Genomic DNA, 14,233 nt, shown 5'->3' on the forward strand with positions numbered 1-14,233 from the left:
TAACGCGTACCCACTACAGTGCCTGCGCTATGGCTGAGCGTGCCCATCACCGAGGCTCGTGGCGTCCGCTCTGCGTGCACGCCGGTCCAGCCACAGTCTGGTGGGGAAATACGTCAGCGCCGCGCCGATCAACACGCCCTGCGAAAACGCCATCGGAAACTGGCTGGCCACCATAGCGCCGACTGCCATGCCGATCAGGCTGGCCCCTGCAGCCACGCGCTGACGCTTCAGTTGTGCGGCGTTGGCGAGATCGCGCGCCCGCACGGCCTCGCGCCGCGGATCCGGTTGCAGCATGGCGTGGGTAACGGCTTCAGCTTGAGAACGGTCCATCCGCGTGTCCTTGCGTCGGTGGTGGTGTCTCCATGCTGCCGCGTGACGGTTCCCACGTAAACCCTGTACCTGCTGGGACCGCCCCGGTGGCGGGCTGATCGTGCAGCTGCCGCTGAAGTGGCCAGAGTAGGCGTCCGCCTTCCTCTACGACGTAGATGGCGATATAGTTAGCCGCCGTACTATTCTGGATCCGCCTGCATGCTGGAAATCAAACACCAGGCCTTCCTGACCGAACTGGAGCGTCGCGGCCAGCCGGACACGGGTGAGTTGGCGCTGTGTTTCCAGGTGTTGTCGCTGGCCAGCGCAATCGATCAGGACTGCGCGAGTCGTCTGGCACCGCTGGGCCTGAGCGAAGGGCGTTTCGTGCTGCTGTTCCTGCTGCGCGGCGCGGACACGGCACTGTCGCCGCATCAATTGGCCGATCGCGCCGGCGTCACCCGCGCCACCGTTACCGGCCTGCTGGATGGCCTGGAGCGCGAGCACCTGGTGAGCCGCCAAAGCAATCCGGACGACAAACGCCGCATCCACGTACGGCTGACCCCGGCGGGTCAGGCACTCGCTGCGCAACTGTTCGACCAGCAGACCGACTGGATCGCCTCGTTGTTCGCCGACATCAGCCCAAAGGAACGGCGCACGCTCGGCACGCTGTTGCAACGCGTGTGGTCGCGCACCGACGCAGGGCGTGCCGGATGAAGCAGCCCGTCACCCGCGAGCGACGCGGACAGCTGGATCGCGGTGAAACCGAAGCCACGCATCTGGCCGAAGTGCTGGCCGTCGATTTCGCCAAGCTGATGGCTCATGTTGCCCCTGGCTTGCCCGCCTCGGCGATCACCCCGATGCGCAACGCCGCCAAGCGGGGGATCACCCTGCGCATGCAGGGCGCCGCCACGCTGCTGCGCGTGCACGGACACGGCGATCACGCGCGGTGGTCGCGCCATGCCAGTGACACGGTGCGTGGCTGGGCCTGCTATCTGATCGGCAGTGACCCGGCGTTGTCACTGGAGCACAAGCTGGATGCGTTGCGCGCGCTGGCCGATGACGCGCATTTTGGCGTGCGCGAGTGGGCGTGGCTGGCCGTGCGACCGCATATCGTCTCCGAACCGCTGCGCGTGCTCACGCACCTGCACGGCTGGAGCACCGACGCTTCACCCAACGTGCGCCGCTTCGCCTGCGAAGCGCTGCGTCCGCGGGGTGTGTGGGCAGCCCACATCACGCTGTTCAAGCAGGAACCCCACCACGCCCTGCCACTGCTGCAGGCGCTGTGCTGCGATGCCTCGCGCTACGTGCAGGATTCGGTAGGCAACTGGCTCAACGACGCCGGCAAAAGCCAGCCCGACTGGGTCCGCGCGCTGTGCGGCGAATGGCAGCAGCACCACGCCGATGATCCGGCCAACATCTATATCCGCAAGCGCGCACTGCGCTCGCTCTGACCTCAAGGACTGCCATGTCGCACATGTTGATCGAGCTGTACACCGCCACCCCAGCCTGGACCGCGCTGGACCCGGTATCGCGCGGGGCGCTCTTCGCCCGCATCGGGGCGGGCATGCAGCACGTGGATCCCGCACGCGTCACCCCGGTCGCGATGGGCCGTATCGAGCAGGACGTGCCGCACACCACCGCCGAGCAGTTCTATGCGGTGTGGCAGTGCGCCGAGCGACTGGATGCCGATGCCTTGCTGGCTGCGATCGGCGCCACGGGCTGGCATGAGTACTTCACCACCACGCACGCGGTGGGTGTGGCGGGAAACCTGCAGCAGCACCTGGCTGAGCTGGCAGCGTTGCCGCGGGGATGATGGTGCAGGCCGGCGCGGCGGCGGCTGAATGGTCATCGCAGTTGCGAATGAAACAGTTGGCACCTCCAAACCCCTGTGTTATCAATACTCCCCAATGAACGCACGCCCTGCCAACGCTTACTTTTGGTATTACTTTCCGAAGCCACCGGCGGAGGAAGGCATGCGCTCACCCTGAAGAAACCTTCAGACGCATTCCCGAAAGCCGCCAGCGCACCTGGCGGCTTTTTTGTTGCCGCCGCGCTGGGGACCCCCACTGCCAAGGAGTTACCCCATGCCCCCCCATACCGACGACCTGCGCATCCGCAAGATTGAACCGTTGACCCCGCCGGCGCAGCTGCTGGCGATGCTGCCCTGCGACGACGAAGCCTCCGATACGGTCAGCGCCTCGCGCGCGGCCCTGCACGAGATCCTGCACGGCCGCGACGATCGCCTCGCCGTAGTGATCGGCCCGTGCTCGATCCATGATCCGGTGGCCGCCATCGAATACGCCCAGCGCCTCAAGCCGCTGCGCGACGCCTATGCCGATGAGCTGGAAATCGTCATGCGCGTGTACTTCGAAAAGCCCCGCACCACGGTGGGCTGGAAGGGCCTGATCAACGATCCGGACCTTGACGGCAGCTTCAACATCAACAAGGGCCTGCGCGTGGCGCGTGGTCTGCTGCGCGACATCAACAAGCTGGGCCTGCCGGCCGGTGTTGAATTCCTCGATGTGATCTCGCCGCAGTACATCGCCGACCTGGTGGCCTGGGGCGCCATCGGCGCGCGCACCACCGAAAGCCAGGTGCACCGCGAACTGGCCTCGGGGTTGTCGTGCCCGGTCGGGTTCAAGAACGGCACCGACGGCAACATCAAGATCGCCGCCGATGCGATTGGTGCTGCGTCGAATCCGCATCACTTCCTGTCGGTGACCAAGGAAGGCGGCACCGCCATCGTCGCCACTGCCGGCAATCCGGACTGCCACGTGATCCTGCGTGGTGGCAAGACGCCCAACTACGATGCCACTCACGTTGAAGCGACCAGCCAGACCCTGGCCAAGTCGCACCTGGCCGCGCGCATCATGATCGATGCCAGCCACGCCAACAGCAGCAAGAACCCGGAAAACCAGCCCAAGGTCATCGCCGACATCAACGCCCAGCTGGCCAACGGCGAAGAGCGCATCGTCGGCGTCATGGTCGAGAGCCATCTGGTGGCCGGCCGGCAGGACCTCGTCGACGGCCAGCCGCTGACCTACGGCCAGAGCATCACCGATGGCTGCATCGGCTGGGACAGCTCGCTGGCGGTACTGGAGAGTCTCGCTGAGGCAGTGCGGGCACGGCGGGCAGTGCGGATCAGCGAAGCGGCGTGAGGGTGGGTGCGCACCCCCCTGCGCGGGGTGCTCCGGCCTACGGCTTTCCGGGGAAAACCCCTATTTTTCATGGCAAACCAACGGCATACCCTTGCCTCACCGTTTGGAACGAGGGCGTGCCGTTGAGCGATCATCCGCGTGTGTGTACATTGTATGCACAGACCTCCGGAGTGCTTCCCATGGCCCTCGCCAGCAAAGTCATCAATTTCCGGGCGCCCGCCGACAAGCAGGCGCTGATAGATCGTGCCGTCGAGGTTGCCGGCGTAAGCCGAACCGAGTTCATTCTGGACGCTGCCTGTGAGAAGGCGCGGGAGGTACTGGCGGACCAGACACAGTTCTCCCTGAGTCCTCAGGAGCTGCGACGCTTCAATGCGTTGCTGGATGCACCGCTGGAAAACAACGCGGCCATCAGGAAGCTGTTGAGTACGCCTGCACCTTGGGAGCGCTGAACATTGCGGTTGTCTGCGCCGCAAGCGCTTGCCCAAAGGCATCGACTGGAGCAGTTCCGATGCAGCGCGGTGGAGCTGACCTCGTGGTTGGTGGAGCGTGCGCATCAGAACCAGGCGTCGGGTGGATCGCGGTGCTTTGTTGTCTGTGACGCGCATCACCACGTGGTCGGTTACTACGCACTTGCCGCCGGTGGCGTTTCACATCACCTGGCTCCCGGCCGCATTCGCCGGAACATGCCGCATCCCATTCCGGTCGTCGTGCTGTGCAGGTTGGCCGTCCATGCTGACTGGGTCGGCCAAGGCGTCGGCGCGGGGCTGCTGAAGGACGCTGTACAACGCACGCTGCAGGTGTGCGGGCAGATCGGCGCGCGTGCCATGTTGTGCCATGCGTTCGATGAGACGGCCAAAGCGTTCTATCTCAAGCACGGCTTCATCGAGTCGCCGATGGATGGGATGACGCTGATGCTCCCGGTGGCATAGGGCGTCCAGCCGAGTAGCCACCCCATGGGTGGCTGCGCGCAGTACCGCAACGCCGTATGCAGAGGCAGCCACGCATGGCGTGGCCCTACCCCTGGGGTGTCGTGCGTCCGATGATCACGCCACGCGCCGCAGCTTCGCCAACGCCAGATAGATCGCCGGTGTGGTGTACAGGGTCAGCCACTGGCTGACCAGCAACCCGCCCACGATCGCGATGCCCAGCGGCTGGCGCATCTCCCAGCCTTCGCCGGTGGCCAGCATCAGCGGCAACGTACCCAGCAACGCGGCCACGCTGGTCATCAGGATCGGGCGGAACCGCAGCCGTGCCGCCTCGCAGATCGCGTCGTACGACGACAGCCCGCGCTCGCGTTCGGCCGACAGCGCGAAATCGATGATCAGGATGGTGTTCTTCATCACCACGCCTACCAGCAGGAACAGGCCAAGCAGCGAGATCAGGTTCAACTCGTTGCCGAAGGCCATCAGCGCCAGCAATGCGCCAACGCCGGCCGAGGGCAGCGTGGATAGAATCGCCAGCGGCTGCACGAAGCTCTCGTACAGCACGCCCAGCACCAGATACACCGCCAGCATCGCGCCGAGGATCAGCCACAGCTGGCGCTCGCGCAGCTTTTCGAAGCCACCGGCTTCGCCACTGAGCCGCGCCTGCACATGGGTGGGCAACATGATCCTGGCCATGGCCTGGTCGACCGCTTTCACCGCCTGGTCCAGGGTGACGCCGGGCGCCAGCGCGAACTCGATCCAGACCGAGGCGAACTGCTGGCTGTGATAGATCCGGTCCGGCGCCATGCCGTACTCCCACCGCGCGATGGACGACAATGGCAGGCGCTGGCCGTCCTTGCCGATCACATGGATCTGATCCAGCGTGGAGGGATCCTGGGTGTAGCGCGGGTCCAGCTCCATCACCACGCGGTACTGGTTGAGGGTGTCGTACAGCGTGGCGACCTGGCGCTGGCTGAAGGCGTTGTTGAGCACCGAGGCGATCATGCGCATGTCCACGCCCAGGCGGGCGGCGGCATCGCGGTCGATGTCGAGCACCACCTGGCGCATGCCCTCATCGCCCTTGGACTCTACATCCACCAGCTCGGGCAGGGCGCGCAGTGCATCGGCCACCTTGGGCGTCCATTGCCGCAGCGGTTCCAGTTCGCCGGAGAGCAGCTGGAACTCGTACTGGCCGCTGTCGCCGCTGCCTTCCAGTTTGATGTCCTGGTCCACCCACAGGAACATGCCCCCGCCGGGGATCTTCGGCATGTTGGCGCGCAGGCGGTCGATCACCTGCTGGCTGGAGACCTTGCGCTCGGCCAGCGGCTTCATCTTGATCATGATGAAGGCGTTGTTGACCCCGCTGCGGCCGCCGATGTACCCGATGATGTCGCTGATCGCGGGGTCTTCCAGCAGCAGTTTGCGGTAGGCCTCGATCTTGGGCTGCATGACCTGGAACGAGAGGCCGTCGTCGCCGCGCGCGAAGCCACGCAGCTGCGCGGTGTCCTGCTTGGGCACGATGCCTTTGGGCACCTGCTGGAACAGCCACACATTCAGCGCGATCACACCGGCGAACAGCAGCAGCGGCAGCGTGAGCCAGCGCAGCATCCTCTGCAGGCTGCCCGCATAGGCACCGCGCAGGCGCTCGAACAGTGCGGTACCGGCGCGCTGCAGGCCATTGCCAGGGCCGGGCCGTGCCTGCCCGAGCAGGCGTGCGCACAGCATCGGGGTCAGGCTGAGCGAGACCAGCAGCGAGACGCCCATCGCGGCCACCAGGGTCAGCGAGAACTCGCGGAACAGCTTCTCGACGAAGTCATCCAGGAACAGGATCGAGATGAACACCACGGCCAGCGCGATGTTCATCGATAGCAGCGTGGCACCGACTTCACCCGCGCCCCGCAGCGCGGCGGTCATTGGCGAGGCGCCTTCTTCGCGATGGCGGGCGATGTTCTCCAGCACCACGATCGCATCGTCGACCACCAGCACCGCCGCCACGATCAGCGCCATCAGCGAGAGCGTGTTGAGCGAGAACCCGAGCAGGGCGATGATCGCCAGCGCGCCCAGCAGCGAGACCGGGATCGCCACCGTCGGCACCAGCGCCGCGCGCCAGTGACCCAGGAAGGCCAGCACCACCAGCACCACCAGGGCGATCGCCAGCAACAGCGTCAGCTCGGCCTCGCGCAGGGTGGCGCGGATCACCGGCGAGCGGTCCATCACCACCTGCATGTCGATGTTGGCCGGCAGCAGTGCCTGCAGCGTGGCCATCTGCGCCTGGATGGCGTCGACGGTCTCGATGATGTTGGCGTCCGGCTGGCGGCTGACGATCAGCAACACCGCCGGGCGCTCGTTGTGGAAGCCGCTGGCGTAGCGATCCTCGACGCCTTCGCTGATCCCGGCCACATCCTCCAGGTACACCGGGCGGCCGTCGCGCATCGCCACGATCAGGCGTCGGTACTCGGCGGCGGTGCGCAACTGCAGCGTGGCTTCCAGCTGCCACTGCTGGGCCTGGCTGGCCACCGTGCCCAGCGGCTTGAGTGCATTGGCATTGCGAATTGCCGCGGCGATGTCGTCCAGCGCGATGCGGTGATGGTTCAAGGCATTGGGATCGAGCGAAACGCGCACCGCGGGCAGTGAGCTGCCGCCCACCTGCACCTCGCCGACGCCAGGAATCTGCGCCAGCTTCTGCGCGATCACGGTGGAGGCCACGTCGTAGATCTGCCCCGGCGCGAGGCTGTCAGAACTCAGCGCCAGCGCCATGATCGGCGCCTGCGAGGGATTCACCTTGCGGTACTGCGGCATGCCCGGCATGCCACTGGGCAGCTGCGCGCGCGCGGCGTTGATCGCCGCCTGCACGTCGCGCGCGGCATCGTCCACGTTGCGGCCGAGCGTGAATGTCAGCTCGACCTGGGTCGAACCCTGGGTGCTGGCCGAGTCGATCCCGGTCAGCCCCGGGATGGTGCCCAGGGCACGCTCCAGCGGCGTGGCGACGTTGGCCGCCATCGATTCCGGGCTTGCGCCGGGCAGGCTTGCGCTGACGTTGATCGCCGGGTAATCGACCTGCGGCAAGGGTGCGACCGGCAGCAGGCGCAACCCGAGCAGGCCGGCCAGTACCACCGCCACCGCCAGCAGCACGGTGGCGACGGGACGCTGCACGAACCAGCCGATCGCCCGCGACAGCGGACTCACGCCAGCGCCTCGTCTGCCTCGTCGGTCACCGGCGCGGGGCGCTGGCGGAAGCGGTCGAAGAACAGGTAGATCACCGGCGTGGTGAACAGGGTCAGCACCTGGCTGACGATCAGCCCACCGACCATCACCAGGCCCAACGGCTGGCGCAGCTCGGCGCCCGAGCCACTGGCGAACATCAGCGGGATCGCGCCGAACAGCGCGGCCAGCGTGGTCATCAGGATCGGGCGGAAGCGCAGCAATGCGGCCTGATGGATGGCCTGACGCGGCGCCATGCCGTACTCGCGCTCGGCCTCCAGCGCGAAGTCGATCATCATGATCGCGTTCTTCTTGACCAGCCCGATCAGCAGCACGATGCCGATCACCGCGATCAGGTCCAGGCTGCGTCCGCTGACCAGCAACGCAAGCAACGCCCCCACCGTCGCCGAGGGCAGGGTGGAGAGGATGGTGATCGGGTGGATGAAGCTCTCATAGAGCACGCCCAGCACCAGGTACATCACCACCACCGCCGCCAGCACCAGCCACAAGGTGCTCGACAGCGACGCGCGGAACGCATCGGCCGCACCCTGAAGGCGCAGTTCGATGCTGGCCGGCAGCCCGATCGCGGCGCGGGCGCCTTCGATGGCCTCCACCGCTTCGCCCAGCGATGCCTCCGGGGCGAGGTTGAACGAGAACGTCACCGCCGGGAACTGGCCGACGTGGTTGATCAGCAGCTGCGCGGGGCGCTGTTCGATCCGCGCGATCCCGCCCAGCGGCACCTGCTGCCCGTCCGGACCGGTGACGTGCAGGCGCGCGATCGCATCTGGGCCGAAGGCTACGTCCGGGCGCGCTTCCAGCACCACGCGGTACTGGTTGGCCTGGGTGAAGATGGTCGAGATCTGCCGTTGCCCGAACGCGTCGTACAGCGCATCGGCGATGGTCTCCACGCTGATTCCCAGGCGCGCCGCGGCGACCCGGTCGATCACCACGTGCGCCTGCAGGCCCTGGTTCTGCAGATCGCTGGCGACGTCGGCCAGCGCCGGTGCCTGCTGTAGATGCTCAAGCAGGCGTGGGGTCCACGTTTCCAGCTGGGCGATGTCCGGGCTGGTCAGGGTGAACTGGTACTGGGTCCGGCTGATCCGGTCCTCGATGCCCAGTTCCTGCACCGGCTGCAGATACAGCTTGATACCCGGAACATGCGCCACGCGCTGCTGCAGCCGCGCGATGATCGCCTGCGCATCGGCAGCGCGTTGTGCGTGCGGTTTCAACTCGATCAGCAGCCGCCCGCTGTTGAGCGTGGCGTTGTTGCCGTCCACGCCGATGAACGAGGACAGGCTGGCCACGTCCTCATCCTCCAGCAACGCTGCGGACAGCGCCTGCTGGCGCTGCGCCATCGCCTGGAAGGAGATCGACTGCGGCGCCTCGCTGATGCCCTGGATCAGCCCGGCATCCTGTACTGGGAAGAAGCCCTTGGGCACCCACACGTACAGCAGTGCCGTCAGCACCAGTGTGGCGACGGTGGCGGCCAGCATCAGCGGCTGGCGTTGCAGCACCCAGTGCAGCTGACGATCGTAGACCGCTACGACGCGATCGAACGGGTCACCCTGCTGCGCCGATTCCTGCCCATCGGCATCGCGACGGGTCGCATGGCCGGCCTTGAGCAGGCGCGCGCACATCATCGGCGTCAGCGTCAGCGAGACCAGCAGCGAGATGCCGATCGCCACGGCCAAGGTGATCGCAAACTCGTGGAACAGCTTGCCGACCACGTCGGCCATGAACAGCAGCGGGATCAGCACCGCGATCAGCGACAGGGTCAGCGAGATCAGCGTGAAGCCGATCTGCCTGGCGCCCTTCAGTGCGGCCTGCATCGGCGTGGCACCGCGCTCCAGATGACGGGCGATGTTCTCCAGCATCACGATCGCGTCGTCCACCACGAAGCCGGTGGCGATGGTCAGCGCCATCAGGGTGAGATTGTTGAGCGAGAAGCCGGCCAGCAGCATCACCCCGAAGGTGCCGACCAGCGACAGCGGGACCGCGATGCTGGGAATGATCGTGGCCGGGATGTTGCGCAGGAACAGGAAGGTGACCATCACCACCAGTGCGATCGCGATCAGCAACTCGTGCTGCACGCCGCGGATGGACGCGCGGATCGATTCGGTGCGATCGCTGAGGATGGCCACATCCACACCGGCCGGCAGCGAGGCCTGCAGTTGCGGAAGCAGCGCACGCACCTGGTCGACCACGGCGATCACGTTCGCGCCGGGCTGGCGCTGGATGTTGATCAGCACCGCCGGGGTCGTGCCCGACCACGCGGCCAGCTGGCGGTTCTCGGCGCCATCTTCGATGGTGGCGACGTCGCCCAGACGCAGCGGTGCGCCGTCCTTCCAGGCCAGAATCAGGGCGCGGTACTCGGCCACCGAGCGCATTTGATCGTTGGCATCGAGCATGATCGCGCGGGTCGGCCCATCGAAGCTGCCCTTGGGCATGTTGACGTTGGCCGTGCCGATCGCGGTGCGGATGCTGGCCATGCTCAGCCCGTTGGCGGCCAGCGCGGAGGGATTGACCTGGATGCGGACCGCCGGGCGCTGCCCGCCGGCCAGGCTGACCAGGCCGACGCCGGGCAGCTGCGAGAGCCGCTGCGCCATGCGCGTATCGACCAGATCGTGCACCTGCGGCAGCGAGAGGCCCTGCGAGGTCACTGCCAGGGTCAGGATCGGGGTATCGGCCGGATTGACCTTGCGATACACCGGTGGCACTGGCAGATCGTCGGGCAGGAAGCTGCCGGCGGCGTTGATCGCGGCCTGCACTTCCTGCTCGGCCACGCCGAGCGCCACCTCCAGCGAGAACTGCAGGGTGATCACCGACGCGCCGCCGGAGCTGGTCGAGGACATCTGCTTCAGCCCCGGGATCTGCCCCAGCTGTCGTTCCAGCGGCGCGGTGACCGCGCTGGTGGTGACCTCCGGGCTGGCACCGGGATACAGCGTGGTGATCTGGATGATCGGGTAATCGACCTGCGGCAGCGCCGCGACCGGCAGCAGGCGGTAGGCCATCACGCCGGACAGCAGCAGCGCCACCATCAGCAGCGTGGTCGCGACCGGGCGCTCGATGAAGGGGCGCGAGAGGTTCATGCGCCGGTCCGCGGCGGGTCCTGCTCCACCACTTCGACCTTGGCGCCATCGCGCAGGCCGTCGATGCCTTCCACCACCACGCGCTCGCCGGCTTTGAGTCCTTCGCGCACCGAGACGCGCTCGCCATCGGCCGGGCCGAGCACCACGTTGCGCAGGTGCGAGGTGGCATCGGCGGCGATCACGTAGACGTAGCTGCCCTTGCTGCCGAACTGCACGGCCGCGTTCGGGATGACCACCGCATCGCTACTGCTGACCTGCAGGCGCACGTTGACGAACTGGTTGGGGAACAACGACTCATCGGCGTTGGCGAACTGCGCGCGCAGCTTGAGCGTGCCGGTGGCGGTATCGATGCGGTTGTCCAGGCTGGAGAGCACGCCGTCGCCGAGCGCCGTGCGCTCCTCGCGGTCCCAGGCTTCCACGGTCAACTGCGGATTGGCGCGTGCGGCAGCGACCACCGCCGGCAGGTCCGGCTCGGGCACAGTGAACAGCACGCTGATCGGGGTGGTCTGGGTGATCGTGGCCAGCGGTTCGGTATCGCCACTGCGCACCAGGTTGCCGACATCCACATTGCGCAGGCCCATGCGCCCGGCCACCGGTGCGGTGATGCGGGTGTACTGCAGCTGCAGGCGTGCTTCATCCACCGCGGCCTGGTCGGTCTGACGGCGGCCCTGCAGCTGGCGCACCTTGCTCTGCTGGTCACTCAGGTCCTGTGCGGAGACGAAATGCCTGCTCTGCAGTTCGACGAAGCGCTTGAGCTGGCTCTCGGCATTGTCGAGCTCGGCCAGGTTCTGCTGCTGGGTGCCCAGCGCACGCGACAGTTGTACCTGGAACGGGCGCGGATCGATCTCGGCCAGCAGCTCGCCGGCGGTGACGTGCTGGCCCTCGGAGAACGCCAGCCGCAGCAGTTCGCCATCCACGCGGCTGCGGATGCCCACCGTATGCAGCGGCGTCACCGTACCGAGCGCCTTCAGGCGCACCACCAGGTCTTCCTGCTGGGCGGTGGCCACGCGTACCGGGGTCGGCTGCGGGCCACCGGACGGGCCGGCGGCAGGCGCGGGCGAGAGCAGCTTCCATGCAGCGATGGCGGCCAGGCCGACAGTGGCAGCGATCAACAGCGGTTTGACCATACAACGGCGAGACGACGGGGGCGTTGAAGCGGACATACGCATCCTGCGCACCCTCCACCGGAGCAGTGCGTCCATGGGGACCGGCCGACAGCGGCTGGTCAACGGGGGAGAGGGTGTCTGGCGGGGCAGCGGGTGGAACACCGCCGCGTGGCTGGATGCCGTTCGAATGGAACGGGAGCGCCATGATACAGGGCCGGGCCGCTCAAGCTCCCGTGACCTTGGTCATGCCCGCGGGTGCGTCAATGCACCTCGTCGCGATACACGAACTTCGGCATTTCCCACTTGAAGTGGATCGCCAGCAGGCGGAACAGGAAGCCACCGCCCAGGCACCACAGCGTCGCCGCATTGAGCGATACGCCCAGTTCCAGAAGGGTCAGGTAGGCCGCGCCGGTGAGCAGGGTGATCACGGCATACAGTTCTTTCTGGAAGATCAGCGGGACCTCGTTGCACAGCACATCGCGCAGCACGCCGCCGAACGCACCGGTGAGCATGCCGGCGATCAGGATGATCGGCACCGTGTGCCCACCCTCGCGCGCGACCGCGCAGCCGATCAGGGTGAACGCGATCAGGCCCAGGCCATCGAGCACCAGGAAGGTACGCCGGAAATGGTGCATCCAGCGCGCCACCCAGGTCGCGATCAGGGCCGCGCAGATGGTGAAGCCCAGATATTCCGGGTGCTTCACCCAGCCCAGCGGGTAATGGCCAAGCACGATGTCGCGCAGCGAGCCGCCGCCGAGCGCGGTGACGCAGGCGATGATGACCACGCCGAACAGGTCCATGCGGCGGCGACCGGCCGACAGCGCGCCGGTCATGGCTTCGGCCGAGATGGCGATGAGGTAGATCAGGGAGAGCAGCATGGGGTGGCTCCGGGAAACACGTCAGGCGGGGGACGGAAACACACACGCATCACGCCAGCGCCGCTGCGCTGTCGTGGGGTGGGATTCCGTTGCCGCTCCCGCTGTCCTTTTGCCTGAGAGTTCGGTGGCCAAGGCCACGTGCCCCTTCGGCGGGTCATTGAAGACCTCTCTCCAGATCGGCGTGTCGGATGCATGGTTGGTGGCTGTGCAGCCACCGGCCTGAGCGATTATGGGAGCCTGCGCCTTCGGCGGGCGCCAGCGCGGCGCCTCTCTCCTGCATCCGGGGCGGATTCTAGCAGCCGCCGGGCCTGCACCGGGCGATAATCCCGGTATGCCCGCTGAACCCGCCCTCTGGTACCTGTACCTGCTTGAATGCCGCAACGGCAGCTATTACGCCGGCATCAGCAACGACGTGGACGCGCGGTTCCAGGCGCATCTCGCCGGAAAAGGGGCGAAATACACCCGGGCCAACCCACCGGTGAAGGTGCTGGCGACGCGTGCCTACCCGGACCGGGCAGCGGCGTCGAAGGCCGAGTGGCAGCTGAAGCGACAGCCCCGGGAGCGCAAGCTGGCGTGGCTGCAGCTGCCCGAACCCGGGTAGCGCTGCGCGCGGCTTGTTCGGGCCTTCGCCGGCGGCATACCATCGATCAACCTTCGTTGATCCGCTTGCCCAAGCCCTGGAGTGCCATGTCCCGCGATCTGTCGTTGTACCCGGAAGATGAGAATGGCGATGTGCTCTGGAACATGCTGCAGGACGGCGACGATCTGACGATTCCGCGCGAGGTGGATTTCGCGCTGATCTTCCCGACCCAGGACGTGGCGATCGCCTTCGCCGTGCACCTGCTCAAGAACGACCAGAAGGTGTCCTTTGCCGCGTACGAGGGCAACGATGAGTTCCCATGGCAGGTGGTGGTGCATCCGCTGATGCTGCCGACGCACCAGAACATCTCGGGCTTCGAAGGTCTGCTGGCCAGCGAGGCGGTCTCCTACAGCGGCCAGGTTGATGGCTGGGGATGCCTGTCGCAGGGGTGAGCTGCCGCAACGCGGCGTGACCCGTTCGAACGTCCCCCTGCCGGAGAGAATCGATGTCGACGCTGTCCCTGATACTCGCGGTTGCCACGGCCGCCACACCGGCGGCCCAGGGTCCTGATCCGGCCACGCTGGCCGCCATCGAAGCAACCTGCTTCGACTATGTGGATGGGCAGCTGGAAGGAAATCCCGAGCGCGTGGCGCGCTCGCTGCACCCGGACCTGGCCAAGCGCGCGATCCTGGGCGATACGCCGGACGAGCGGCTTGGCCTGCGCCGGATGTCGAAGGAGGAACTGGTCGCACTGACCAAGGCCGGTGCCCTGAAGACGCCAATGGCCGAGTGGAACCGGCAGTGCCAGGTCCTCGATGTCACCGGCAACGCGGCCTCGGTGCGACTGGAAACCCCGTGGTTCGTGGACTATTTCCACATGGGGCGCTTCGGCGAGCGCTGGGTCATCGTCAACGCGCTGTGGTACAGCAAGCCGAAGTGAGCGCTGGCAGCCAGGCATCACGGCTGGCTGCCACCTTCGCTGCCCTGCT

14 protein-coding genes and 2 riboswitches are annotated in these 14,233 nt (G+C 66.8%); of the genes, 9 read left to right on the plus strand and 5 right to left on the minus strand.

Going from position 1 to position 14,233, the window contains the following annotated elements:
* Positions 1–27 precede the first annotated feature (27 nt).
* Entirely contained in the window at positions 28–330 is a 303-nt protein-coding gene (locus tag AC13F7_RS01600) for a hypothetical protein (protein ID WP_482999036.1), read from the minus strand.
* 198 nt (positions 331–528) lie between these two features.
* On the opposite strand from AC13F7_RS01600, the gene AC13F7_RS01605 reads away from it, so the two are divergent.
* From AC13F7_RS01605 to AC13F7_RS01630, 6 genes are all read left to right on the plus strand, one after another.
* Complete coding sequence (locus AC13F7_RS01605; protein WP_481467234.1) at positions 529–1,023, plus strand: MarR family winged helix-turn-helix transcriptional regulator; 495 nt, start codon at positions 529–531, stop codon at positions 1,021–1,023.
* Positions 1,020–1,760 (plus strand): DNA alkylation repair protein, encoded by a 741-nt coding sequence (locus tag AC13F7_RS01610; protein ID WP_482999037.1) that lies wholly within the window; start codon positions 1,020–1,022, stop codon positions 1,758–1,760. The genes AC13F7_RS01605 and AC13F7_RS01610 overlap by 4 nt, the downstream gene beginning before the upstream one ends.
* A 14-nt stretch (positions 1,761–1,774) precedes the next feature.
* Positions 1,775–2,122 (plus strand): DUF6616 family protein, encoded by a 348-nt coding sequence (locus AC13F7_RS01615; protein WP_482999038.1) that lies wholly within the window; start codon positions 1,775–1,777, stop codon positions 2,120–2,122.
* Between the two features lie 271 nt (positions 2,123–2,393).
* On the plus strand, positions 2,394–3,467 hold the full coding sequence (aroG, locus tag AC13F7_RS01620; RefSeq protein ID WP_314403975.1) for a 3-deoxy-7-phosphoheptulonate synthase AroG: 1,074 nt from the start codon (positions 2,394–2,396) through the stop codon (positions 3,465–3,467).
* Between the two features lie 179 nt (positions 3,468–3,646).
* A complete protein-coding gene (locus AC13F7_RS01625; RefSeq protein ID WP_346471230.1) occupies positions 3,647–3,916 on the plus strand; it encodes a type II toxin-antitoxin system TacA family antitoxin in 270 nt (89 codons plus the stop codon).
* Positions 3,917–3,985: 69 nt separating this feature from the next.
* Positions 3,986–4,396, plus strand: coding sequence for a GNAT family N-acetyltransferase (locus AC13F7_RS01630; RefSeq protein WP_482999039.1), 411 nt, complete (start codon positions 3,986–3,988; stop codon positions 4,394–4,396).
* 114 nt (positions 4,397–4,510) lie between these two features.
* Here the strand turns inward: AC13F7_RS01630 and AC13F7_RS01635 are convergent, their stop codons facing one another.
* The 4 genes from AC13F7_RS01635 to AC13F7_RS01650 all read right to left on the minus strand — a co-directional run bounded on the left by AC13F7_RS01635 (position 4,511) and on the right by AC13F7_RS01650 (position 12,664).
* Positions 4,511–7,576, minus strand: a complete 3,066-nt coding sequence (locus tag AC13F7_RS01635; RefSeq protein ID WP_482999040.1) for an efflux RND transporter permease subunit — start codon at positions 7,574–7,576, stop codon at positions 4,511–4,513.
* Entirely contained in the window at positions 7,573–10,680 is a 3,108-nt protein-coding gene (locus AC13F7_RS01640) for an MdtB/MuxB family multidrug efflux RND transporter permease subunit (RefSeq protein WP_482999041.1), read from the minus strand. Before AC13F7_RS01640 ends, AC13F7_RS01635 begins: the two co-directional genes overlap by 4 nt.
* Positions 10,677–11,792, minus strand: a complete 1,116-nt coding sequence (locus AC13F7_RS01645) for an MdtA/MuxA family multidrug efflux RND transporter periplasmic adaptor subunit (RefSeq protein ID WP_482999042.1) — start codon at positions 11,790–11,792, stop codon at positions 10,677–10,679. Before AC13F7_RS01645 ends, AC13F7_RS01640 begins: the two co-directional genes overlap by 4 nt.
* 254 nt (positions 11,793–12,046) lie before the next feature.
* Positions 12,047–12,664 (minus strand): trimeric intracellular cation channel family protein, encoded by a 618-nt coding sequence (locus AC13F7_RS01650; RefSeq protein WP_019183564.1) that lies wholly within the window; start codon positions 12,662–12,664, stop codon positions 12,047–12,049.
* Positions 12,665–12,757: 93 nt separating this feature from the next.
* Positions 12,758–12,849: riboswitch (glycine riboswitch) on the minus strand.
* Positions 12,850–12,857: 8 nt separating this feature from the next.
* Positions 12,858–12,951, minus strand: a riboswitch (glycine riboswitch).
* Positions 12,952–12,995: 44 nt separating this feature from the next.
* Between AC13F7_RS01650 and AC13F7_RS01655 the strand changes: the two genes are divergently transcribed.
* The 3 genes from AC13F7_RS01655 (at position 12,996) to AC13F7_RS01665 (ending at position 14,184) form a co-directional block, all read left to right on the plus strand.
* On the plus strand, positions 12,996–13,265 hold the full coding sequence (locus AC13F7_RS01655; RefSeq protein WP_482999043.1) for a GIY-YIG nuclease family protein: 270 nt from the start codon (positions 12,996–12,998) through the stop codon (positions 13,263–13,265).
* 86 nt (positions 13,266–13,351) lie between these two features.
* Positions 13,352–13,696 carry a ribonuclease E inhibitor RraB gene (locus AC13F7_RS01660; protein ID WP_176988052.1) on the plus strand — a complete coding sequence of 115 codons (345 nt, stop codon included), beginning with the start codon at positions 13,352–13,354 and terminating at the stop codon, positions 13,694–13,696.
* Positions 13,697–13,749: 53 nt separating this feature from the next.
* Positions 13,750–14,184 (plus strand): nuclear transport factor 2 family protein, encoded by a 435-nt coding sequence (locus tag AC13F7_RS01665; RefSeq protein ID WP_482999044.1) that lies wholly within the window; start codon positions 13,750–13,752, stop codon positions 14,182–14,184.
* Positions 14,185–14,233: the final 49 nt, after the last annotated feature.

This window comes from Stenotrophomonas sp. K-6 (assembly GCF_056861555.1).